Origin of the sequence: Flavobacterium adhaerens, assembly GCF_040045115.1 — a bacterium.
Lineage (GTDB): Bacteria > Bacteroidota > Bacteroidia > Flavobacteriales > Flavobacteriaceae > Flavobacterium > Flavobacterium adhaerens.
In genome coordinates this window covers 1-24,001 of record NZ_JBDLZX010000008.1, presented here as the reverse complement: position 1 = coordinate 24,001, position 24,001 = coordinate 1, and the positions used below count along the sequence as shown (strand labels likewise).

The window sequence follows — 24,001 nt, the reverse complement described above, 5'->3', positions numbered from 1 at the left end:
TTAAGCTATTCGATCATTTTCTTTTCGGTTTCAGAGAAACTCTTAGAGTGTGTGATAAAACCAGCTATATAGGTTTTCATCGCCGATGTTTGTTCTTTATAATGATCTATAATAAACTTTTTATCTTCTTTTTTGTTCCCTCTATAATTGACAATTGCAGGTAAATTTTCCTGAATACTCAATCGTATCATTCGGGTTTCTATTACATTGGGTTCGGTTTTTATAGCAAACTCCAGCAAAGCAGCACCTTCTTTGAATTTTTTAGTTTTATCCGAAATCTTCTTTTCTGACTTAGCAAGAATAATAATAGAAGCTCCTTTGTAAGCCACTAATGTTTTATCATCATCTTTGGTAACTCCAGATAATTTTTGAGCCATATCTTTGGCAACACTTTCGGAAGTGGCAGCTGTTACATACATTTTCCTGATTTCTGTAATCGATGGATTCCAAAAAAAAGATATACAAATAAATAGAAAAATGGCTTTCATAACAATCTATTTAATTACAATTTTCTATAAACACAGCTCAATTTCAAGGCAACAGTTTCGTCAAAATAACTAACATTTTTAACCTTAATCACATTATCCTCAGCTGTTAAAATTTCTAACTCCAAAAGTAATTCTGGATTTACAAAAGGGTTTATCAGCGCCATAAATTTTACATTACTCAACGACTCCATAAACAAAGTCGTATTGGTAATTTGTTCTGTAAGTTCTTTTATAATCTGCATCATGCAAACTCCAGGCATAATTGGATTTTTTGGGAAATGTCCCTGAAAAATTTCATGCTTTTCATTTACTAAAATTAGAACTTTGAATTTAGAATCGGATATTTTTTCTAATTCCTTAATGATATAAAAATCTTTTAATAACATAATTTTGGTCTTCCGAATGAATTGGAAATTTTTATTAATCACATAATCTCCTTAAATAATGAGATTATTACCCAACTTTTTTATTTTTTAAAGTCTAAAAAAAAGATTTTCAGCCTTAATTCTTTTCTTGAGCTAAGGCTGAAAAACACATAAGCTAGTTTTTGTATTGAAAAAAAGAATACAACTATTCTTATTTTGCTATTAATTTATCTTAAAAAGTGTAACTAATCCCAAATTGAAAAGCATAATTCAAAATAACATCATCATAATAGTAATAATCATCATCATTGTTATCAAAATCTTCATAGCCATAAATATCGATTAACCCGTTTTTGAATCTGGCTTCAAAAGTCAAACCGTTAGACATAGAATATCCAAGTCCTCCAACAAAAGCTAAATCGGCTCCTGCCAAATCACTAAAATTTGGGAAATTATCATTTGTTTTAATATCCACAGAAGGACCTGCTAACACATGAAAACCTTGACCTCCGAAATGAAATTTAGCTACCGCCCCAAGCGTTACATAATCTAAATTATACTTTTCTTCTCTAATTCCGAACTCATCATAAGAGAGTTCTCTAGTTTTTGCACCTTGTCTTGAATAGTTTAATTCCGGCTGAAGTGTAAAGTATTTATTAAACTTTAATTCAATCAATCCTCCAATATAATAATCCGATTTGTAGTCGCTAGAACCAAAATTAGTTAGATTAGTCAAATTTAAACCACCACGAATACCTGGACTTACTCTTAATTGAGCTTGTGATGTTAATATTCCTGAGAATAAAACTAATGCGATTAAGGTTGCTTTTTTCATTAAAATTTGATTTTAAGTTAGTTATTTTTTATTCCGATTTAAAATAGTTTAATGCTATTTTCAATTTGATGTTTTGATGCTGAATAACAATATTCTCAGCAAAAAAATCATTTTTAGCAGTGTAAAGAACGTAAATTATTGCTTTCCTTTTAGAACTATGTACAATTTTACTTAATTTTTTTGTGTCTTTTGAAATAAATAGATAATTCATTTTGTCCCCTTCTGGGGCTTGATAAACTATATCTGCATCATTTTCAAATTTATAGTACACGTTGTAATGGTGTCGCAATAATAATCGAAAATCATTTACCAAAGTCTTAATTAGTATTTTCTTATCTAACTCTTCTAAAATGAAATTGACTTTATAATCGATTTCTGAAATTTCAAAATCAAGAAGTTTATTTCCAAATTCGGTAGTAAAAACAACTCTATGTGTGGTTTCATTTATTTTTTTGGCGATAAAAATTCCCGAAAGCTCATTCCCATAAACCGAAATATTTGCCTTATAAACATAATCTGTTTCTGAATTTGAAAAATAAGGAACATCCAAAGTACTTACATCTATCGGAATAGAATTATAATCCTTTACCACCTGATTAGTTCCACAGGAAGACAGGAAAAGCAATAAAAAAAAACTAATTCGAAAAAGAAGCTTCATCTACTTTGGCATTGATTATTTTATTTTTTAGCACAATTCGAGTATAATCGGCAGAAGATTCTAATAATTTAACCTGAACCACTGTTGCATCTTCTTTGTCAAAAGTCAATTCGATTTGCTTGATGTACTTTTTTAATGTTGCATCTTTCGGAATAAACTTAGCAACATTTTGGTCTTTATTTTTAAAATAAGAAATCGAAAATTCTTTGTCGTCAAATAAATTACCACTTACACTCCCAACAATCAGTTTGTTTATTTTTCCAAATAACTTACTGTTACCGATATCTACAGCGCTTTTCTTCCCTTCGTCGTTAATTGCTATCTTTCCGTTTTTGAAAACAATAGAATAATTATACGGTTTTTTGTATTGCCAAAGCAACATATTGGGCTCTTTGAAAATCATTTTACCAGAAGTTTCGATATCTTTTGACAAAAAGTCAAGGTGTTTGTATTGCACAAAATCGGTAGTCAAAGTCTTTATTTTCTTTGCCATTACCCCAACAGATTGCTTGAAAGTTGAGATTTCACTTTCACTCATTTTTTGTTCTTGTCCCCAAGACAGAAAACAACAAACGGTAATAAAAATCAATGCTAAATAATTTTTAATCTTCATACGCTTTTATATTCAGAAGTTCTTCCAAAGAAACTACAGTATAATTATTTCGATCTAAAAAAAGGAGCAATTGCTCTAATACACTTACGGTAACCGCAGAAGTGTCATGCAAAAGTACAATTCCTCCAGGTTTTATACTTTTAAAAACCCTATTGATTAAAAATTTTTCATTTTTAAAAATCCCATCCAAAGATCGGATATTCCAACCAATAGTTTTATGTTTTGTCGTTTTCAAAGCTCGACGAATAGACGGATTTGTTACGCCATAAGGAGGTCTGAAAAGTGTTGTTTTCTTTCCTAAAAAAGAAGTGATTATTGCATCTGTTTTTTCGATTTCTTCGACAACTTGCCTTTTACTGTAAAAATCAAAAAAAGACGAATGACTATACGTGTGATTCCCTATAATATGTCCTTCGCTTATTACTTTTTGAAAAATTTCTGGAAGAGTTTCGACATTTTTTCCAATACAGAAAAATGTTGCTTTTACGTTGTTTCTTTTTAGAATTTCCAAAACAGGAATTGTCATTTCATTCGGTCCATCATCAAAAGTAATTGCAATTTTTTTTTCTGAAATTGATGGTTTACTACAATAGGCTTTTACGTGATAATTTGAAGCAATGAATGAAGAACCAACAAAAACTATTAAAAACCAAATCAAACCCACTCCAATAAAATATTTGATTCCGATAGGCATAAAAAAACTTGCCAAAGCAAGTAGCATTAGTACAGAAATGAAAAAAATATTGACTATTTTATGCTTCAACATCTTGAAATTAAAGTAAAACTATGGTCTTTTCCGTTGCGCTGATTGTACAACAAAATCGTTTTATAAGAATCTTTAGTTATTCTATTTAATTGTACAATTTCAGGAATGTCTTGCGTTTGAAAGATTTTCGTACCCACCCATAACCCAAACGCCGAAGCGGTATCAAATTCCCCACTTAAATGTTTATAATATATCTGAGGGGTGTTTGCAAAAGTAACTTCATGCAGTTTTTTATAATACAAATCCGAATCAACATCACCGTTATACCCCAAAATTACAGCATCTAAGTCTTTTACCCCAAAATTATTGGTAGCTAGAAACGAAATGACTTTATTTTCGACCTCATCGATTTCTAAAATATTGCTAATTTCAACATCCAAAACCGAAGCGATAGTTGATTTTGAAGCCTCCTTTTCAACAGCAAAAAAGATAGCTCCTTCGCCAAGAACAGCGCCTTTGGTAGTAGAACCTAAAAACGATTTCCCGTTTTGATTTTCATCTTTGATAAAGCCAGCTAATCGAAAAAGTGACATGGTATAATCGGCCGTTTCTTCAATCCCTCCCACTAAAATTGAAGAAGCTTCCTCCTCTTCAATCATCATTTTGGCGTCAATAAGAGCCGATTCAAAAGAAACAGCACCATTTACATAAGTCAAATTATACGCTTTGCATTGCATTCCCAAGGCAATTTGACCACCAACAGTATTATGTGTTGATTGAATAAAAGAAGTTGGCGTTAAAAACTCTTCGTTATTCTCTAAAATAGATTTCAAAAATTTCTCTGAATCTTCGATGCATCCCATTCCAGTTCCAGTGATAATAGCATCTACAGTTTCTAAATTGGCTTCTTTCAACGCTAAGGCAGAAGCAACAATTCCGTTTTTGACTCCTTTTGCCATTCTTCTACTGGCAATAGGCGAAATAAAATCTTTATAAACAGGCTGATGAATGGGCATAATTGTATCTACCTCATTAATCACTGCTTCTTCCAAAAAAACAGTATCAAAGGTCTTTTGAGTCGAAATACAACCTAAACCATTTATATAAATTTTACTCATTATGAATGTATTATTCGCTTTTAGAAAATATCAAAGTCGAACAATTACCACCAAATCCAAACGAATTTGAAAGTACATGTTCTATATTTTTATGTTTTAAAGTGGTTTGTGGCACCAAATCAAACTCGGCCATTTGAGTTTCGAAATTCAAATTTGGGAAAACCACATTATTTTGAATAGCCAATACACTATAAACCGCTTCAATAGCCGCCGCCGCCGCTAAAGTATGCCCTGTGAATGCTTTTGTTGAACTAAAATCAGGTACATTTCCCTCGCTAAACAATCGTACCAAAGCTCTCCCTTCGGATAAATCATTATTGGGAGTTGCTGTTCCGTGCACATTTACATAATCGATTTGTTCTGGTCGCAATCCAGCAATTTTAAATGCTTTTTCCATTGCCAAAAAAGCTCCATCACCATTTTCTGAAGAGGCAGTTTGATGAAAAGCATCGTTTGCATTCGCATATCCCGAAACCCTTGCCAAGACTTTTTTGTTCTCTTTTTGAACCAATTCTTCAGATTCTAAAACTAAGAAAGCGGCTGCTTCGCCAAGATTCAGACCTTTTCTATTATTATCAAATGGTTTATTATAATCATCTGATAAAATCATCAAGGTTTTGAATCCGTTGATAGTAAACTTGGATAAAGCATCTGTTCCACCAACAATTACACGATCTAGCTTCCCTGATTTTATCAAACGAGCTCCAAGCATAATAGCGTTTGCTGCCGAGGAACAAGCGGTACTAATTGTGGTAACTAGACCCTTTAATCCCAATTCATTCGCAATTTTATCGGTATTGTCTCCTGCATTGTGGCTGCTAATATATTTTACGACATCAGGATTTTCAAAATACTCATGGTAATACCGCTCCGTCATATCCATACCGCCTACACTCGTAGCCGAAATTAGTCCCGTTCTGTATTCATTTATAGAAGTTATTCCAGCATTTTGTACAGCTTGCTTAGCTGCAATTGTTCCTAGAATTGCTGTTCTAGAAAAATTATTATCATCGCCTAACCGCAATTCGATTAACAACTCTTGGTTGGTTTTTTTAATTTCTCCAACTTTTATTACATCGACATGAGCCGTTTCGATATTCTCAATTGTAGAAATGCCAGCTTGACTATTTAGCAATGCATTATAATTTTCTTCAACCGTATTTCCGATTGAAGAAATAATTCCCATTCCTGTAATAGCAACTCCTTTATTCATTGTATTTACTTTAAAATTGTAACCTCTCGAATATCAAAAAACACAGAACTGTTTTCCTATTATGCATTTTTCAACAATTGGATTTAAGCCTTCAATTAAATTAAAATCTATGTTTACAATAGAAATTATCTAACTCTATTTTTATCAATATAAGCTGCCATCACTTCGATAGATTTAAAAATAGTTTTTCCTTCTTTGGGGTCAACTAATTTAATTCCGTAATCTTTGTCAAGCATTACTATAAGTTCTAGTGCATCAATAGAATCTAGTCCTAAACCATCTCCAAATAATGCGTCATCATCGTTTATATCTTCAACAGAAATATCTTCAAGGTTTAAAACTTCTATTATTTTACTTTTCAATTCTTGTTTTAACGCTTCCATAGTTATTACTTATATAGTTTATTTAATTGTTCTTGATTGTGTTCTAGTTTGCTTTCCTTATCTACAAGATATAGGAATGCTTTATATTCTTCATTGAAATATTCTACCCAAGCGCACAAAACTTTATCCGCTTTTTGGGTTTGCAAAAGAATATTGCAATACTTTTCCATAAAAACCGAATCATATTCAGCAAATATAAAGAAAGAATTTTCGCTTTTCAATTGATGTTTGATACTTATTTCGCCTAAACAAATATTAGGCAAAGTATAAACAAATACGGCTGGACTTGGATAATAATTCTCCGAATCAGATATGGTACTTTGATGTTTTACATCGGTATCCAAACTCGATGATTTATTGGCAAAAACCAATGCAATATTATTTTCTTTTTCATCAGAAATTACATTATGCAAAAGTAGTTCAGCTCCAATAAATGCTAATTTGCTTAGATTATCCATTTTAAAAAACTTTGCATAATTCATTTCAAAATGCTGATAAACTTTCTTAGAAAATCCAGCAAATGATTCACTTTCGGCAGTAAAAACAACATCTCCATTCAAAAAAATTCGATTATTTTGAATGGTACAAAAAGAATGAATATGGCTTTTATTATTTGTCATTTATACTACTTTTTCAAATATAACCGCTGTATTACAACCTCCAAAACCCGAAGCAGTCTTGAGAAAATAACACATTTCTTTAGTTTCTTTTTTTTCGATAACACGAATGGGCTGACTCACTCCGATTGCATCAAAACCCAATGATGTAAACAACATATTCTTGTTTAGAGATTCTATTCCGATAATCGTTTCCAACAAACCTGATGCTCCTAAAGTATGTCCGTAATATCCTTTGAAACTATTAACAGGAACATTTTCCAATCCTAATCTATTGATGGCAATAGCTTCCATTTCGTCATTATAAGGTGTTGCTGTCCCGTGAGCCGAAATGTAATCTATTTGATTTTTGTCAATTTTAGCTTCAGTCAATGCGCTTTGAATACTTCTAAAAAGTCCTTCGCCTGTTCGTGATGGTCCCGATATATGATTGGCGTCATTGATAGATCCATCGCCAATGACTTTTGCTTTTGCATTCATATTGCTCGATGAAACCAAAACAGCTGCCGCCGCTTCCCCCAATGTCACTCCATTTCTATTTATAGAATACGGTTTGCAAGGCAAATCACTCATCGCTTGAAAGGAATTGAACCCAGACAACACAAACTTCGAAACCTCGTCTCCAGCAACTACAAATACGTTATCGTACAGATCTGCTTGAATCAATCTTTTGGCCACTGAAACAGCAAGAATTCCAGATACACAAGCATTTGATACCACAATAGGGGCTGTCTTAAACCCAAAAAAGTCAGCAACTTTTTGAGCCAAAACATTTAAATAAGCCGATTCTATATGCTGTTGATTTTCTAAAGCTGTTACATTCCCTTTGGTAGTAGAAAGAATAAAACCTGTTCGAGGATTCAAATCGACTTTGTTTGTTTTTAAAATAGGATTTAAAGCCAAAATCATCATTTTCTCCAATCTCGAATAGTGAGTATCCGAAGAAACTTTGGCGAAAGCCGAATTTAAAATTTCGTCCTCAACAATTGCCCCATAAAACGATGTATTGAGCCAATTTGGGTTATTATGCAATTGAATACCCGAAACCTCATTACTAATATTCTCCACATTAGAATCTACATCAAACCCAAGAGGTGTAATGCAATTTGTTTCGGTAATATATACTTCTTTAATCATCTATTTTTCTAAACCTACTTTTCTTTTCCAATCTGAATAAAAAGAAGGATTTGTCAACATTAGCTCTCCTTTTTTATCAATAAAAACTTGAACCGTTTCGCCGGTACAAACTATCTCATTTTTTTTGTTATAAATGGTAAACCTAAAAATCATTTTGGCAGCTGGAGTATCTACAATAGTAGTCTCTATCCTTGCAACATCCCCATAGCGTAATGATAATTTATGTTCTAGAGTGGTTTTTACAATTGGAGTTGTAAATTCATTTGCAAAAACATCTAAATAGGCCAATCCATGCTTGCGTCCAAAAGCTTCTCTCCCTTCTTCAAAATAAGTAATATAATGCCCATGCCAGACAATTCCTAGTGAATCTACTTCGCTAAATCGAACTCGAAAATCATGGGAAACGGTCAATGCAGTTGCTTCTTTATACAGCTCTTTTCTTCTTATCATACAGTAAAGCTAAAGTTGTGGTAACTATAAAAAATAAAAATAACAACAATAATTCGGGTAACAAATCTACTAAAGATCCGTTACGCAAAAGTACATCATAAAAGGCCTCTAATCCCCAATTCATAGGTGATGATTGTGCGATGAGTTGCATTATTTTGGGCATCGCAAAAACAGGAACCCAAACACCTCCAATAGCAGCCAAAATAATTACAGCTGTTGCTCCAAATGGAGCCGATTGTTCTTGAGTTTTGGCAATGGTTCCTAATAATATTCCGAAACCTATAGCGGCCAATCCTGAAAATAGTGCTACGACACTCATCAAAACTAAATTTCCTTCAACATTCAACGGTGGCAATCCTAAATGCGGAAATAAAAATACCGCCACAGCAACCATCATGTAAAACTGAATCTGACAAATGATTAAATACATCACCGTTTTTCCTGCCAAAACAATTTTGTTCGAAACTGGATTGGTTAGCAATCGTACAAAAGTGCCTTGTGATTTTTCTTTAACTAAATTAATAGACAACGGAATCACAATGAAGAAAATGGCAAAGAGTGTCCAGGCTGGAACATTATGCTGCACCGAATTTGGCAATATTTCTTTGTTATTGACCTTGGGTACAATTTCATTGAAAGTAATAAAACTTTTTTGTTCAAAATTAGCGTTTTCGCCACCCAATTGATCTTGAAAAGCAGTATAAATCGACTTGGTTTCTATTTGGGAAATCATCTTATCGATTCCGCTCATTACACCTCTTTTGAAACTCAACTGTAGTGCTGGATCAAAGTACAATTTTACTTCTTTTTGATCGACAATTTTTGCAGATGGTTTTGTTGCCAATGAATCTGAAAATCCTAAACTGCTAACTATGTTTTGAACATTTTGGTCAATCTTGGCTTGCAAGTCGCTACTTAAATGAGAAGGAATAATAATTGCCATTTGATATTTTCCTTTAAAAACAGCTTCTTTTGCCTCAGTCTCTGTTATTGGTTTGTTATCGAAAGCTGTAACTACACTAAAAACATCACTCTTTTTTAAATTATCAAAAAGTGTTTTAGACACATTTCCTTTATCATTATCGACCAAAAGAATCGGAATTTTGACCTCCTCCCCTTTTTTATAGGTACTATCTTGTATAAGGGTTACAGTAATAATCAAAACCAGTGGCATCAAAAAAAGCGTTACCACACCTCCAATATCTCGCTTTAACAACAAGAATTCTTTATAAACAGACATCCAGAGTTTATATAGCATCTCTCAATTCTTTTCCTGTTACTGAAATAAACACATCCTCTAGATTACGGGCATTGGGAGTAGCCAAAATTAAATCTTTTGGAGTGCCTTTGGCATGAATTATACCACCATCAACGATTGCTATATTATTACAAAAATCTTGAGCTTCGGATAAATGATGCGATGTGTAAATTATGGTAGTTCCTCTTTGGTTAAGTTCTTTTAGATAATCGATAATTACATTTTTAGAATGTACATCTACTCCAACAGTAGGTTCATCCAGAAAAAGTACTTTGGGATCATGCAAAATACCAGCAATCAAATTGACACGACGTTTCATACCTCCAGAAAAAGTTTCGATACGTTTATCAGCAAACTTCAATAACCCTAATAAATCAAGACTATCTATTACTTTTTCTTTCAGAATATTTCCTTTTAGACCATACATACTTCCAAAATACATTAGATTTTCTTTGGCTGTTAAAGTAGGATACAAAGCATATTCTTGAGGAACTACACCAATAATTTTTTTTATCAAATGTGCATTATCCGAATAATTCAACCCATCAATTATAAAAGAACCCGAAGTAGATTTTATCAAGCCACAAAGGATGGAAATCAAAGTGGTTTTTCCTGCTCCATTAGGACCAAGTAACCCAAAAATATCACCTTCTTGAACCTCCATAGAAAAATCATTCAAAGAAAACGCATCGGCATCTTTGTATAATTTTGTTAGGTTTGATATTTGAATAATTGGCTTCATTATTAGCTAATAGCTTTCTTTAATTTCTTAAAAAACACTTCTTCTTTTTCTGCTATTAACAATAGTTCCTCTGAAAGTTTTGTATAAACATCTATTTGGGTACTTCTGTTTTTATACACTCGAGAAGCTTCAAGAGCAAAATCTCTCCACAAATCCCCAATTGTTGTCATTTCTTGTGATAATGTTTTTAATTCATCATTTTGTAATTCTACAGCAGCTTCTTGCAAAAATGCAGCATATATAAATCTAAAACCTCCTCCGCCAGTTCCAATTTCCTCCTGCATTCTAACCAGTTGCGCCAAATAATGATTGGCTTTTTTGGTACCATGCTTTATAGGCCATTTTTTGATTAAACGAGCTACCATTCGGATGCCTCGCACACCAATAATAGGCATAGGCGCTAGCATATCACGACAAGTATTTTTGATTCCTTTGATTATAGCTCCTTTTAAATCGACATTGTTGGGAATCTCAATTGGGTAATACATCTGACCTCTAGGAGCGAAAGCCCCTTTGGCAAAACGTACTTTTTTTAATTCGTCATGAGTCAAAGTTGTCACTTTTTCCATAACAGGATCGCTAATTAAATAATCTGTATCGGTTTTTCCGTAAACAACCAAATTATGGGCATTAAAATGAAATCGATATTCATCCGGAAAATAAGTCAGGTTATAAACTCCAACTTGTAATCCTGAGGGAATGTTATTTTTTAAATTTTCGTCTAATGCTTTAATGGCGTTAGCTTCATTTGAAAATTTTTGTCTTTTAATTTTTAGTCCTAATCTTTTGGCTGCTTTATTAAAAATCATTCCTGGCATCGGTCTATAACTAATGGCTGGAGCATGATTTACTTTTAAAAAAGGCAAATACACAAAAAACAATCCAGAACCAATCCCAAAAATCATGGGTTCACTAAGATTGAGTCCATTGTGTTTTAACAAATTGGATGCAACGCCATTCTCACAATGTGCTGATTGATGATGTGTGAAATTTGTTTCCATTAATTTGTTTTAAAATTTTTTAATTCTTCTATCGTTATATTAAAGGCATCTGCATATTTTCTCAAAATTCGATCACTTAATCCTGCAAATACTTTGGGCTTGAAGTGCCTTTTTACACGCCATTGCCACATTCCTACATAACCAGAAAGCACGCTTACATCCATTCTGCACAATTCCATATAATAATTAATCGGGCTTAGTTCGTTATTTTCGACTTTGGCTTTGGCAATAGCAACTCGTTCGCTAATCTCTTCGATAGCATTAGAAAGCGCAATACTTTTGGGTTCCCAGCCAGTACTCAATGCGGTAGTGTAATTACCATTTTCATCTGTAGCATAGACTAATTCTTTCAAATCTTTTCTTGAAAGATTGCCTTGATCTTGAGGAACATCTTCTTTTTTCATTTTCTAAAACTAGGAGTTATTATTTTGAATAAACAAGGTCATTTCTCCTTCTACCAATAATTCATCAGCGTTAAAAGTCTTGCATTTTATGGTACACAAACTATACGATTCTGATATAAATTTTGAAACTAATTGGGCTCTGGTATTAATTACAGAATCTACCTGAGGAAGACTATGGATTTTTAAAGTCTTAATAGCACTAATAAAACCTATTACATCTACATCAGGTTTGTCTTCTTTATTTTCATCAATAAAATAATCTTTGGCAACAATCATAGAACAAGTTTGAGCCATATTTTCTATCAAACCTGCTTCAATAAAAAATTTTTTTTGAAGAAATATATTACCAGTTTTTATTTCAAAAACGGTTATAACCTTTTCATCATCAATTTCTAAAACAGAATCTACCATCAACATTGGTACACGGTGAGGTAAATAATGGTTTATAATTTCTACGGAATTTGATGTTTCTTTAGGATTCACAGTTTTTTAAATTATTTGGCTAAAACAGTTTTCATTTGTCCCTTAGCAATTTCTATATTATGCAATCTACTAACAACATCAACCATTGTAATCCCTGCAAATTCTTGCAAAATTGTTACTATTGTTGTTATTTCGTCATGCAGTTTTGGAAGTTTTTTAATCTCCAATTTGTTTACAGATCCTATATAACCAGTGGGAGCTTGTTCGTTTCTCAAAAAATATTGATAACCGGTATGCAAAGCTACAGATTGCGCCATGTGTTCGATTATCCCAGATTCTACAAATGATTCGTTGTCCAAAAAAATAGCATTATCTGGAACTTTGAATCCCGAAACCAATTCGGTTTCCGAATAAGAATACAAAGTATCTACCATAACAAAAGGGTTTTTTTGTGGAATCAATGACTCTACAAATGCTTTGTCTCCTATTGAGTTATTTGTTTCATTTTTCATTAGCAAACTGTTAAATAAGCATAAGCATACGAAAAACGAGCACTTTCGGGAACTGATAATAAAATTTTATCTCCTTTTTTTAATTGCCCAGAATTCATCAACTCTTCGAGTGCCAAATAGATTGATGCCGAACCTACGTTTCCAACGTTGGCAAGATTCATAAACCATTTTTCCATTGGGATATCCATCCCTTTTTCGGCTAGAGATTTTCTTAAACCTTCGACAAAAAAATAGGAAGAAACGTGAGGTAAAAAGAAATCAATCTGATCTGCCGAAACTTTATTTTTAGATAAGGCATTGTTCATGCTTTCGGCACCTTTGCTCAAAATAAATTCGTCTAACAGCTTAACATCCTGTTTTACAGCTAATAAAGATTTATCTAGCCATTCGGTTGGAGCATAATCATTCCAAGGTTTGATATCACCGTTTTCTAATTTATCACCACCGGCATACATACAAGTTTCTAATTCATATGCATACGAATACGCTTCCATCCATTCTATTTTGAGGGAGTTTCTGCCTTTGGGTTTGTTTTCTAATAAAAATGCACCAGCTCCATCAGACAACATCCATCGTAAAAAATCCTTTTTAAAGGCTAATATTGGTTGTTCTTTTAGATTTTGCAAATTAACTACTTCCTTTTCATATTTATTTGAAGATAACCACGAAGAAGCTTTTTCAGAACCAACACAAACTGCATTACTTGTATTTCCTGACTTTACAGAAAGAAAACCAAATTTTAACGCATTCATACCCGAACAACAAACTCCTGAAGATGAATTAAGTTCAAGATTTTTATTTTTTAGCAATCCATGTACCATTGATGCGTGTGAAGGAACAATAACATCTGGAGTTGTAGTCCCACAAGATAACAATTCCATATCTTGAGCTGTAAAACTTTCATCAAATAAACCTTGAATAGCTGCATGAGCCAAATCTGCATTATTGTGAGTTGGTTTTCCGTTTTTATCTAGAGCATAATATCTATTTACAATTTTATTATTTCTTAATATTAGCCTTCTAGCTTTGGAAGCAGTTTCGTTTATCAAACCCAAATAATTTTCCATTTCGTCATTAGAAACAGCACTATTAGGCAAACATTTGGCTGCTTTTGTAATATAAACATCAAACATATAATCTATTTTATTCCTTTATAATATTGAATTTCTTTTCTTATTTTTTTTATTTTGAATGGATACGTAAGAATGTGTAATATATAAACTATTGGTGATATTAACCAAATTGCAATTATTAAATACACTTTAAATACTTTTGTCCAAAATTTTCGAGAGTTGTCTTTGGCAAGAATAAACTTAGACCACTTTGAAAAAATTTTATTGGCCGTTTTATCAACTCTAACTAAGTACGAACTAACCCTTACTGCATCAATTGCAATTAACTTAGGCTGTAAATTATCCAAATCATTGTTTTGTAAACTATCATAAATTTCTTCACCAAATTTTGATGATTCTATTATATCTTTATCCGAAACTCCCGGTAAGGGAAAAATCCCAAGATATTTTCGTTTCACACCCGAAAACATCCATTTTACAATGGTAATCACGCTAATTAAATTCCCTACTCTATCTACCAAAGCAATATTTCCTTTCAATAAAGCGTTATTTTGCTTTAATAAATGCTTTACTTTTTCTTGAGCCATAAACCACATATTTCTTGAACCGTTTATGGTTACGACTGCTGTGTTATGAAATATTTTTTGGGCATCTGGACTTTTCAAAAATGAATTCACTGGAATCGATGGTGTTAAATACCAAACTTGATAATTCAAAAGAATTAAATCAAATTGGGTTTCCAAAATTTCTTTTGACACTGGTTTTAATTGAGTCGGTATTTGTTGAAATGATTCTGGAAAAGCACCAAAGAATGTATCATTATTCCAAGGAAAAGGGAAAGGCCTCTCTAATTTGATTTCATGAAACAGTAAATTTACACTATCTGAATTTAAAAAAGGCTTTGCAATTGTCTTAGCAATCGATTCTAATTGTCCAGATTGGGAATAATAAATTACTAAGACATTTTTCATTTTAGGCTTTAGTTTTTCAAAACGAAATTAAATTAAAATTCTAATTAAAACTAATCGCCAACGACTTGTTTCCAAACAAAATAACTGATTTTTTCTTTTCAAAAAAAACTAGTCAGCAAATATTTTAAAATCAATACTTTAAAAAATCGAAAAAAAAGTAAAATGTAAAATTGGTATTTATTTATGTTAATTACCTTAATTTTTTTCTAGATTATTCCAAAAATCAAAATAATTAAACCATTGCAAAGGGTAATTTTTAATCATTCCTTCTACACTTTGGGTATATTCTTTAAGTAAAGCTTTCTCGTCTCGATGTTTTACTTTGGCAAGTCTTGTGTAAAGATGATAATGCAAGTTTGGCTCTTTCATTACATAAACAAATGCAACGGGAACTCTAAGTCTAGAAGCTATAAGAAAAGGACCTGCAGGAAAAAGTGCGTCTTTACTCAGTAGTTTTTCTTGGAGTGATTTCACTCCTTCAAAGTATCTATCACCGGTAAAACAAACTAATTCATTATTGGCTAAAGCTGAATTAATCTCGAAAATATGCGACATATCATCATTGATTAGAATGAGCTTTATTTTTGGTTTTTGAGTCACACTTTCAAGGTATTCCTTGATAGAAGAATGTTCTAAATCGGTCGTTACAAGATTTATTTGAAAATTAAGATCGAGTTCACTAAAGAAATATTCGGCTATCTCAAAATTACCAACATGAGCACTGATAAGAACACCTCCTTTTTTTTCTTTTAGCATATTGACAATAAACTCTTTACCATCATGTTCATACGTAAATTTATCTTTTAGACCAGCGCTTATAGCAATTTTATCGATGATTGTTTGACCAAAAGTATAATAACTCTTAAAGATCATACGTTTAGATTTCAAATAGGAATATCCTAGTCTTTGTCTAAAATAATAAAATATTGCGGTATTGCTTTTTTTTAGAAAAAGAAAATAATAGGAAGCAACAAAGTTAAGTATCAAGTAAGCAACTCTAACTCCAAGGTTTTTTATAAAAAAAACAAAGATTTTGTATCCTAGAACAGTGCCTTTGGATTTACCGTCCCATTTGCTCATTAATGTAGTAATTAGTGAATGTTACTATAATTTTATAAATATAAAAAGTCCCCCGAATGCTTCCGAGAGACACTATTAAATATAGAAACTAAATTATATTTTTACTTTTAGTTTGTTCTCGATCAAATCATAAAAATTTTGAAATGTATCGATTCCAACGAAATCTTTTTCAACTAATTTCACTCCAAAATTTGCTTCTATAGACACGACAAGATCAACATAATCTAAACTATCAAGTCCTAGAGTATCTTTTAAATTTGCATCAGATTGAATATCATCTCCATCTACTTCAAATTCATCAATTAAAAAACCATTTATTCGTTCTATGATTACTCCTTTATTCATTATTCTCTTTATACTTTTTAACAACTAATGCGGAATTTGTACCTCCAAATCCGAAAGAATTCGACAAAAATATGTCAATTTTTTTATTTAAAGTAGTTTTAACCAAATTTAATTTTGCAGCATCTTCATCTGGAGTTTCCAAATTGATGTTTGGTGCAATAAAATCATTTTGCATCATCAAAATAGAATAAATAATTTCACTTGCCCCAGCCATCCAGCATTCGTGTCCAGTCATTGATTTAGTTGAACTTACATAAGGATTACTTTCTCCAAAAACATCAAATATTGCTTTGGCTTCATTGGCATCCCCTACTGGAGTTGATGTAGCGTGTGCATTTATATAATCAACATCTTGAGGTTTTATCCCCGCTTCGTCTAAGGCTCGTTTCATTGCAATAGAAGGACCATCAACATTCGGAGTCGAAATATGACCTCCATTAGACGAAAATCCATAACCTGTTACTTCTGCCAAAATTGTAGCTCCTCTCTTTATAGCCGACTCATACGACTCTAATATCAGAGTGGCTGCACCCCCACTTGGTATCAAACCATCTCGATTACTATCGAATGGTCGAGATGCTTTGGTAGGCTCGTTTTCTCTTGCCGAAAAAACACCTAAACCATCAAAACTCCCCATAGCGTATTTGTTAATTTCCTGAGCTCCACCACAGATAACAATGTCTTGAAAACCACTTTTAATTAAAAAATAAGCCATTCCTATTGAATGTGAACCACTAGCACAAGCCGCACTAATAGTCATATTTACTCCTCTTATTTTGAAAATTGTTGAAAGATTCATCGTAACAGTAGAATTCATCGACTTAAATATAGCCCCTGAACCTATTAATGTTGTATCTTTTTTTTCTCGAATTATATCGGTAGCATCTATGACAGCTTTAGAAACGCTATCGTTACCATACATAATTCCTACTTCGTTGGTATCAAAAAAAGCTTCGTCAATATTGGCATTTTTTAATGCTTCTATTGTTGCCATATAGGCATATTCCGTTTCCTCTCCAAGACTAATTCGTTGTCTTCTTGTCAATAAATCTTTCAAATCTGGCTTAGGAACAATACCTGTCAAGGCTGATCTAAAACCAAATTCTTTCCTTTCTTGATCGAAAACAATTCCTGATTTGCCTTCAAATAAAGAATCTTTTACTTCGTCAAGTGATGTTCCTATACAGGAATAAATTCCCATTCCTGTTATGACAACTCTATTATTCATTTTCAACTTTTATAATTATGAATAAATTCCACCGTTTATATTAATCACTTCACCGGTAATATAACTCGCTTTTTTAGATACTAAAAAACTAACCAAATCGGCCACTTCTTCGGCTTCACCAAAACGATTTACGGGTACCATCTTAATCAATTCTGCTTCATCCAGCTCACTCGTCATATCAGTTTTGATAAATCCGGGTGCAACGGCATTTACCGTAATATTTCTTTTAGCAATTTCCTGAGCTAAAGCTTTTGTTGCTGCAACAATGGCTCCTTTTGCAGCTGAATAATTTACTTGCCCCGCAGTACCTTTTACTCCTGAAACTGAAACCATATTTACAATTCGGCCATATTTATTGCGCAACATTTTCTGCATTAAAAAATTAGTCACATTAAAAAAACCGTTCAAACTGGTGTTTAGAACACTAGACCAATCGTCTTGACTCATCCACATAAACAAACCGTCTTTGGTTATTCCGGCATTATTCACAATTGCCTCAACAACTGCTTTTGGATTTTCTTCTTGCCATTTTGTCAATACGGACTTAACTTCATCAAAATTGGCTACATCAAACTGTATTATTTCGCCAGTAGCGCCGTTTGCTAACACTTTTTCTAAAGTTTCTTCGGCCGCTTTTTTATTATAATGATAATTAATCAAAATATGATAATCCGAGTCAATAGCTAATTTTTCACAAATAGCCCTTCCGATTCCTCTCGAACCTCCTGTTACTAATGCACATTTCATATTTATAATTTGAATTTGATATTAAATAATGAAGATTATGATTAATTATGAAAAAGCTCTGCATTTTCAAACCATTGGTTTCCTAACACTTCTCCATTTGTTTTTAAAAAACCACTTTTATTCCCGTATTTGACTCTTGCCAAACCTTTGACAAAACCTTTTTCATCTCCATTAAAAATTGAAAGAATACCTCCAAAAGTTATTTCATATTGAGTAGGTATAACTATTTTACCAGTAATATCAATAAATCCCCATTTATTTTCTTTGATTGGTGCTAAACCATCTGCGCTAAAAATTTCGGCATCTTCATAAACAGGATTGATGACAATTGTTCCTTTTAAATCTATAAAACCCCATTTTTTACCATCATAAACAGGAGCTAAATTTTTATAAAATGCTTTTGCTTTATCAAATTTTGGTTCAATGACCCATTTTCCATTTAAATCAATAAAACCTATTTTATCATTTTTCCTTGCATATGTAAGATCCTGTACAGTAAAATCCCAAATTTTGTCAACTCCCTCTATGGCAACAAATTTACCTTTAGTGATTAGACCAAATGCTTCTCCTTTTTTTGCCCAAGTTACATTTTTAAAATAATTTCCAATTTCGTCATAAATAATTTCTACAACAACTTTACCAGATTTATCTATTAATCCCCAGTGATTATTTTGTTTAACTCTGGCATAACCGTTCTCAAATGGCTTTATAACTTCGTATGTTGGCTCTAAAACTACTGCCATTTTAGTATTAATTAGCCCAATTTTATCATCTTTCTTGAAAAAAGCAATATTTTCCTCAAAATCATAGAGTTTATCATTAGCAGGAGGGGTTTGAACTTCGCCTTGTTTATTGATATAAACCCACTTCTTATCTTTTTGAACAAGGCAAATCCCGTTATGAAAATATTTTGCATCTTCAAATGTTGCTGGGATTACAACCTCTCCTTTGTTATTTATAAAACCCCATTTTTTATTTAATTCGAAAGCTGCCAATCCATCCGAAAAATTCTTAGCAGTACTATATTTTGGCTGAATAACAAAATCTCCAGACTTCGAAATGTATCCAAATTTTTTCCCGTTTTTCACCAATGCTAATTCTTGGGCACTAATATTCTGGATAAACAATAACAATAACAAAACTATCCTTTTCATAAATTTAACTTTATAATTATTAAATAGAAATATGTTGGTCTTTTAGTTATTCATCAAATAATCCTTTACTTTTTGTACAAAAGGATACATAACTTGATCTTTTTCAAATCGTGGTATAATAACTCGAATATCGTCGTAAATTTTTCGGGTAACCGATGAAATCTTATCTTTTTGTTCTAAACAATCAATCGCCTGAACAATAGTAATCAATTCGATCGCCAATACTTCGAAAGCATTTTCGATGACTTTAGAAGCAATCACTGCAGCATTGGTTCCCATACTCACAATATCCTGATTATCATTATTATTCGGAATACTATGCACGTACATCGGATTAGATAACATTTGATTTTCAGCAGTAGTTGAAGTAGCTGTAAATTGAACTCCTTGCATACCAAAATTAAAACCTAAAGTTCCTAAATTTACAAAAGGAGGTAAAATTTCATTTATTTTCGAATTCAACAAATAATTCAATTGTCTTTCGGCAAGCATAGTCAATTTGGTCACTACAATTTTTAATTTGTCCATTTCTAACGAAATGTAATCACCATGAAAATTTCCTCCATGATAAACATGCTGATTTTTTACATCAATAATTGGATTATCGTTTGCTGAATTAAACTCTTCCTCTAATATAGATTCTACATTAGTAATGGTTTCTAAAACGGGCCCTAATATTTGCGGAACGCAACGCAGTGAGTAATACTCTTGAACTTTCTCTTTAAAAACTTCTTCTTTATTGTCTCCAGAGTACAAATGATCTTCTCTTTTTCGAATCAATGAACTATCATTAAGATTAGTTCTCATTCTAGAGGCCACTTCTCTTTGCCCTTTATGACGCTTAGTATTGTTTAACTCTTCCGAAAAATGATCGTCATAAGCTTGAACAATTTCATTAATGGCACAAGAGAATTTAATAGACCAATCTAATAATTTATTTGCATAATGAACATTTACAACTCCAACACCAGTCATTACAGAAGTTCCATTCATCAAAGCCAAACCTTCTCTAATTTCAACTTGAATAGGTTCTAATTTTTCAATTTCAAATACCTCTTTTGTTGGTTTTCTTTCTCCTTTATAAAAAACTTCGCCTTCCCCGATAAGTACTAATGCCAAATGAGCCAATTGCACCAAATCTCCACTAGCTCCGACTCCTCCGTGTTCGAAAATTAAAGGTGTAATATCTCTATTTATCAATTCTTTCATTAAATGAATTAATGAAGGATGCACACCCGAATTCCCTAAAGAAAGTGTGTTTAATCTAGCCAAAATTGCTGCCTTTACACAAATAGGATTCAATGGTTTACCTGTCCCAGAAGCGTGACTACGGATTAAATTATATTGTAACTGTATGCGATCTTCATCTTTGATGCGGTATTGAGCCATTGGTCCAAACCCAGTATTTACACCATAAATAATTTTATTAACCGAAAATTCTTTTAAAAAATCAAAACTTGTATTTACTCTATCAATAACAACTTGGCTAATTTCTATATTGTTTTTATCAAAAATTACTGACTCAAACTCCTTAAGGGTTAAATATTCTTTTATAGTATTCATTCAATTAGTTTTATTTTAAACTAAATATATTACAATTTAATTTTTATTTTGAATTTAAATGTGGTTAATTTGAATAAACAAATGTAATACAATATAGCTAAAATCAATAAATCAATATTTTTTTTTGCAATATTATTTTAACAAAAACTTAACTATCACGTTTTCAAAAACATACTAAACACCCCTAAAACCATCAAAATAAAAATGAAAGATTTTGGTTCTGATAAAAAAAGTGTACATCAAGCAAACTTAGACGCTCAAAAAATTGCTTTTGCCCCAATTATGTTTCAAGCTGCAAAATCATTGCGAAACCTTGGAATTTTAGACTATTTATTCCAACACAAAAAAGGAAGTATCGAAACAATAGCATCTGCATTAAACTTATCAATTTATGGTGTAAAAGTTTTATTAGAAGCTGGTTTAAGTTTAGAAATGGTATATCTAAGAGACAATCAATTTATACTTACCAAAACGGGGTATTTTATTTTGAGGGACAAACCAACCAATGTGAATATGGATTTTACTCAAGATGTCAACTATCTTGCTATAAATCACCTTGAAGAATCCATCAAAAATGGTAAACCCGAAGGATTAAAAGAATTAGGAAATTGGGATACTATTTATATTGGTCTTTCTGAACTGCCTGAAAAAATCAAAAAAAGTTGGTTCGATTTTGATCATTTTTATTCTGATTTCACCTTCCCAGATATACTCCCAATCGTTTTCAAATCCGAACCAAAATCGATTTTAGATGTTGGTGGAAATACAGGAAAGTTTGCTTTATTATGCGCTAAACACGATCCAAATGTAAAAGTTACAATTTTAGATTTGCCTGGACAAGCCAATGTAGCGCGCAAAAACATTGCTGATGCAGGACTACAAAATAGGATTTCAGCTATAGATACTAATTTATTAGACAACAGTATTCCTTTTCCAAAAAATCATGATGCCATTTGGATGAGTCAATTTATTGATTGTTTTTCTTTAGAAGAAATACACGGCCTTTTTAAAAGAGCCTATGATGCAATGACCGAAGATGCAAGTTTTTACATTCTGGAAACTTTTTGGGATTTACAACAATTTCAATCTTCAACATACAGTTTACATGCAACATCCTTATATTTTACAGCTGTAGCAAACGGAAATAGCCAAATGTTTCATTCTAATGATATTTTAAAAATTATTGGAAAAGTTGGTTTTGTCGTTGATGAAATGTATGATATGATAGGAATGAGTCATACCTTAATTAAATGTAAAAAAAGAATATAATTCAAATCTGTATTCCAAATGACACAAGAATTTGTAGATGTTTTAATCATAGGAGCTGGCCCATCTGGTTGCGTTTCAGCTTCCTACCTTCATAAAAATGGGGTTAAAATTAAAGTCGTAGAAAAAACAAAATTTCCACGAATAGTAGTAGGCGAAAGTCTTATACCAAGAGTTATGGATCATTTTGCCGAAGCTGATTTATTTGAAAGTTTAGACGCAATGAACTTTGAAAAAAAATTAGGAGCTCGATTTATTAAAGGTCAAGACATTTGTGTGTTTGATTTTAGCAACAAATTTTCAAAAGGATGGGATTGGACCTGGCAAGTTCCAAGAGCAGATTTTGACAATACCATGGCGCAAGAAGTCATACGCAAAGGAATTGATTTAGAATTCGAATCTGAAGTAATATCTGTTACTTTTGAAGGCAAAAATTCAACAACTATTGTTAAAGACAAAGACGGAAACCTAAAAGAAATTCATGCCAAATTTATAATAGATTCCAGTGGTTACGGACGTGTTTTACCTAGACTATTAGATTTAGACACTCCTTCAAAATTAGATCCTCATTCATCAATTTTCACACATGTCGTTGACAAAAATCGCCCCGAAGGCGAAGAAGGAACATTAATATCATTTGATATATTAGAAACAGAAGTTTGGCTGTGGGTTATTCCATTTTCAAATGGCAACACAAGTTTAGGTGTAGTTGGACCAACGGATTTTATCAATTCATTATCCAAAAATAAAGACAATGCCGAGGCTTTAAAAAATGCCATTCAGCTTTCAGATTATTACATAAAAAGATTTGCTGGTGTAGATTTTCTTTTCGAACCAATTAAACTAGAAAATTATTCGCGCGCAGTGAAAAAAATGTATGGTGATGGATTTGCACTTACTGGCAACAGTTCAGAATTTTTAGATCCTGTGTTCTCATCAGGAGTAGCATTTGCAACAGAATCAGGAATGTTAGCTGCAAAATTATACCTAAAAGAATCTCAAGGCACGAAAGTTGATTGGGAAGAAGAATTCACAACTTATATGAAGAAAGGGATATCTGTATTTACAACTTATGTAAAAGAATGGTACACTGGAAATCTTCAAACCTTATTTTTTCATCAACCTGAAAATGCCGATGTAAAAAGAAAAATTTGTGCAGTATTAGCTGGTTATGTTTGGGATGAAGAAAATCCTTTTGTCAAGAAACACGATAACCTCATTCGAAATATGGCTCATATAATTGAGATGGAAACAAAAGAAAAAAAATCCTAACTTAAACTGCACCCAAAAGTTTAGACGAATTTATAATTAAATTTGATAATAATGAGCTCGATATTGTATCGAGCTCATTCCTTTTAGATTAAGATAGATCTCTGAAGCATCTACAATCGAAATTTACAATAAACAATCTACGATTCAAATTATGGCATGTCCCTCTGGGTCGGGCTGTACATTATATCTTTTCTTTTGCTAAAGAAGCAAAAGAAAAGGATGTCATTTCCATCCCTCATGCGGACTATCACAGACAAAACAACAATTTATTACCCTACACCTAACTTTTACAGCATTCTTCCGGATCAGTTGCAAAAGTTGGGGATTAAGCAAAAAGATTAGATAATCTAAATAAGAAGAAATCTATTTTTCTGACCCC

At 32.2% G+C, this 24,001-nt stretch carries 28 protein-coding genes; 2 read left to right on the top strand and 26 right to left on the bottom strand.

Annotation, left to right across the window (positions count from 1 at the left end):
* Positions 1–5: 5 nt before the first annotated feature.
* The 26 genes from ABEB18_RS12050 to flxA all read right to left on the bottom strand — a co-directional run bounded on the left by ABEB18_RS12050 (position 6) and on the right by flxA (position 21,084).
* The gene (locus tag ABEB18_RS12050; protein ID WP_348799554.1) at positions 6–488 is read right to left on the bottom strand and encodes a hypothetical protein; all 483 of its coding nucleotides are present in this window, start codon (positions 486–488) and stop codon (positions 6–8) included.
* Between the two features lie 14 nt (positions 489–502).
* Entirely contained in the window at positions 503–874 is a 372-nt protein-coding gene (locus ABEB18_RS12045) for an ApeI family dehydratase (protein ID WP_348799553.1), read from the bottom strand.
* A gap of 211 nt (positions 875–1,085) precedes the next feature.
* Positions 1,086–1,688 (bottom strand): porin family protein, encoded by a 603-nt coding sequence (locus tag ABEB18_RS12040; protein WP_348799552.1) that lies wholly within the window; start codon positions 1,686–1,688, stop codon positions 1,086–1,088.
* A 28-nt stretch (positions 1,689–1,716) separates the two neighbouring features.
* A complete protein-coding gene (gene lolB2 / locus ABEB18_RS12035) occupies positions 1,717–2,346 on the bottom strand; it encodes a flexirubin biosynthesis protein LolB2 (RefSeq protein ID WP_348799551.1) in 630 nt (209 codons plus the stop codon).
* A complete protein-coding gene (gene lolA2 / locus ABEB18_RS12030; RefSeq protein WP_348799550.1) occupies positions 2,324–2,959 on the bottom strand; it encodes a flexirubin biosynthesis/transport protein LolA2 in 636 nt (211 codons plus the stop codon). Before lolA2 ends, lolB2 begins: the two co-directional genes overlap by 23 nt.
* The gene (locus ABEB18_RS12025) at positions 2,949–3,725 is read right to left on the bottom strand and encodes a polysaccharide deacetylase family protein (RefSeq protein ID WP_348799549.1); all 777 of its coding nucleotides are present in this window, start codon (positions 3,723–3,725) and stop codon (positions 2,949–2,951) included. Before ABEB18_RS12025 ends, lolA2 begins: the two co-directional genes overlap by 11 nt.
* Positions 3,719–4,783, bottom strand: coding sequence for a beta-ketoacyl synthase chain length factor (locus ABEB18_RS12020; RefSeq protein WP_348799548.1), 1,065 nt, complete (start codon positions 4,781–4,783; stop codon positions 3,719–3,721). Before ABEB18_RS12020 ends, ABEB18_RS12025 begins: the two co-directional genes overlap by 7 nt.
* A gap of 10 nt (positions 4,784–4,793) precedes the next feature.
* Positions 4,794–5,996, bottom strand: coding sequence for a beta-ketoacyl-[acyl-carrier-protein] synthase family protein (locus tag ABEB18_RS12015; RefSeq protein ID WP_348799547.1), 1,203 nt, complete (start codon positions 5,994–5,996; stop codon positions 4,794–4,796).
* A gap of 125 nt (positions 5,997–6,121) precedes the next feature.
* Entirely contained in the window at positions 6,122–6,379 is a 258-nt protein-coding gene (locus ABEB18_RS12010; protein ID WP_348799546.1) for a phosphopantetheine-binding protein, read from the bottom strand.
* Between the two features lie 5 nt (positions 6,380–6,384).
* Positions 6,385–6,999, bottom strand: coding sequence for a 3-oxoacyl-ACP synthase (locus ABEB18_RS12005; RefSeq protein WP_348799545.1), 615 nt, complete (start codon positions 6,997–6,999; stop codon positions 6,385–6,387).
* Complete coding sequence (locus ABEB18_RS12000) at positions 7,000–8,133, bottom strand: beta-ketoacyl synthase N-terminal-like domain-containing protein (protein ID WP_348799544.1); 1,134 nt, start codon at positions 8,131–8,133, stop codon at positions 7,000–7,002.
* A complete protein-coding gene (locus ABEB18_RS11995) occupies positions 8,134–8,583 on the bottom strand; it encodes an acyl-CoA thioesterase (RefSeq protein ID WP_348799543.1) in 450 nt (149 codons plus the stop codon).
* Positions 8,558–9,841, bottom strand: a complete 1,284-nt coding sequence (locus ABEB18_RS11990; RefSeq protein ID WP_348799542.1) for an ABC transporter permease — start codon at positions 9,839–9,841, stop codon at positions 8,558–8,560. Before ABEB18_RS11990 ends, ABEB18_RS11995 begins: the two co-directional genes overlap by 26 nt.
* Positions 9,831–10,583, bottom strand: coding sequence for an ABC transporter ATP-binding protein (locus tag ABEB18_RS11985; protein WP_348799541.1), 753 nt, complete (start codon positions 10,581–10,583; stop codon positions 9,831–9,833). The genes ABEB18_RS11990 and ABEB18_RS11985 overlap by 11 nt, the downstream gene beginning before the upstream one ends.
* 2 nt (positions 10,584–10,585) lie before the next feature.
* Positions 10,586–11,584: a BtrH-related acyltransferase DarH gene (gene darH / locus ABEB18_RS11980; RefSeq protein WP_348799540.1), complete on the bottom strand. Its 999-nt coding sequence runs from the start codon at positions 11,582–11,584 to the stop codon at positions 10,586–10,588.
* Positions 11,584–11,988: a flexirubin biosynthesis protein DarG gene (gene DarG, locus ABEB18_RS11975; protein WP_348799539.1), complete on the bottom strand. Its 405-nt coding sequence runs from the start codon at positions 11,986–11,988 to the stop codon at positions 11,584–11,586. The genes darH and DarG overlap by 1 nt, the downstream gene beginning before the upstream one ends.
* A gap of 9 nt (positions 11,989–11,997) precedes the next feature.
* Positions 11,998–12,471 (bottom strand): hotdog family protein, encoded by a 474-nt coding sequence (locus ABEB18_RS11970; protein ID WP_348799538.1) that lies wholly within the window; start codon positions 12,469–12,471, stop codon positions 11,998–12,000.
* Between the two features lie 11 nt (positions 12,472–12,482).
* On the bottom strand, positions 12,483–12,923 hold the full coding sequence (locus ABEB18_RS11965; RefSeq protein ID WP_348799537.1) for a hotdog family protein: 441 nt from the start codon (positions 12,921–12,923) through the stop codon (positions 12,483–12,485).
* A complete protein-coding gene (gene darB / locus ABEB18_RS11960) occupies positions 12,923–14,056 on the bottom strand; it encodes a dialkylresorcinol biosynthesis protein DarB (protein ID WP_348799536.1) in 1,134 nt (377 codons plus the stop codon). The genes ABEB18_RS11965 and darB overlap by 1 nt, the downstream gene beginning before the upstream one ends.
* Before the next feature lie 5 nt (positions 14,057–14,061).
* Positions 14,062–14,967, bottom strand: coding sequence for an NADPH-dependent FMN reductase family protein (locus ABEB18_RS11955; protein WP_348799535.1), 906 nt, complete (start codon positions 14,965–14,967; stop codon positions 14,062–14,064).
* A 195-nt stretch (positions 14,968–15,162) separates the two neighbouring features.
* Complete coding sequence (locus ABEB18_RS11950) at positions 15,163–16,047, bottom strand: lysophospholipid acyltransferase family protein (RefSeq protein ID WP_348799534.1); 885 nt, start codon at positions 16,045–16,047, stop codon at positions 15,163–15,165.
* 93 nt (positions 16,048–16,140) lie between these two features.
* Complete coding sequence (locus ABEB18_RS11945; protein ID WP_348799533.1) at positions 16,141–16,392, bottom strand: acyl carrier protein; 252 nt, start codon at positions 16,390–16,392, stop codon at positions 16,141–16,143.
* Positions 16,385–17,620 (bottom strand): beta-ketoacyl-[acyl-carrier-protein] synthase family protein, encoded by a 1,236-nt coding sequence (locus ABEB18_RS11940; protein WP_348799532.1) that lies wholly within the window; start codon positions 17,618–17,620, stop codon positions 16,385–16,387. Before ABEB18_RS11940 ends, ABEB18_RS11945 begins: the two co-directional genes overlap by 8 nt.
* 15 nt (positions 17,621–17,635) lie before the next feature.
* On the bottom strand, positions 17,636–18,367 hold the full coding sequence (gene flxB, locus ABEB18_RS11935) for a flexirubin biosynthesis SDR family reductase FlxB (protein ID WP_348799531.1): 732 nt from the start codon (positions 18,365–18,367) through the stop codon (positions 17,636–17,638).
* Between the two features lie 41 nt (positions 18,368–18,408).
* Positions 18,409–19,521, bottom strand: a complete 1,113-nt coding sequence (locus ABEB18_RS11930; RefSeq protein ID WP_348799530.1) for a WG repeat-containing protein — start codon at positions 19,519–19,521, stop codon at positions 18,409–18,411.
* A gap of 42 nt (positions 19,522–19,563) precedes the next feature.
* On the bottom strand, positions 19,564–21,084 hold the full coding sequence (gene flxA, locus ABEB18_RS11925; RefSeq protein WP_348799529.1) for a flexirubin biosynthesis tyrosine ammonia-lyase FlxA: 1,521 nt from the start codon (positions 21,082–21,084) through the stop codon (positions 19,564–19,566).
* 204 nt (positions 21,085–21,288) lie between these two features.
* On the opposite strand from flxA, the gene ABEB18_RS11920 reads away from it, so the two are divergent.
* Entirely contained in the window at positions 21,289–22,353 is a 1,065-nt protein-coding gene (locus tag ABEB18_RS11920) for a class I SAM-dependent methyltransferase (RefSeq protein WP_348799528.1), read from the top strand.
* A gap of 18 nt (positions 22,354–22,371) precedes the next feature.
* On the top strand, positions 22,372–23,622 hold the full coding sequence (locus tag ABEB18_RS11915) for an NAD(P)/FAD-dependent oxidoreductase (protein ID WP_348799527.1): 1,251 nt from the start codon (positions 22,372–22,374) through the stop codon (positions 23,620–23,622).
* Positions 23,623–24,001: the final 379 nt, after the last annotated feature.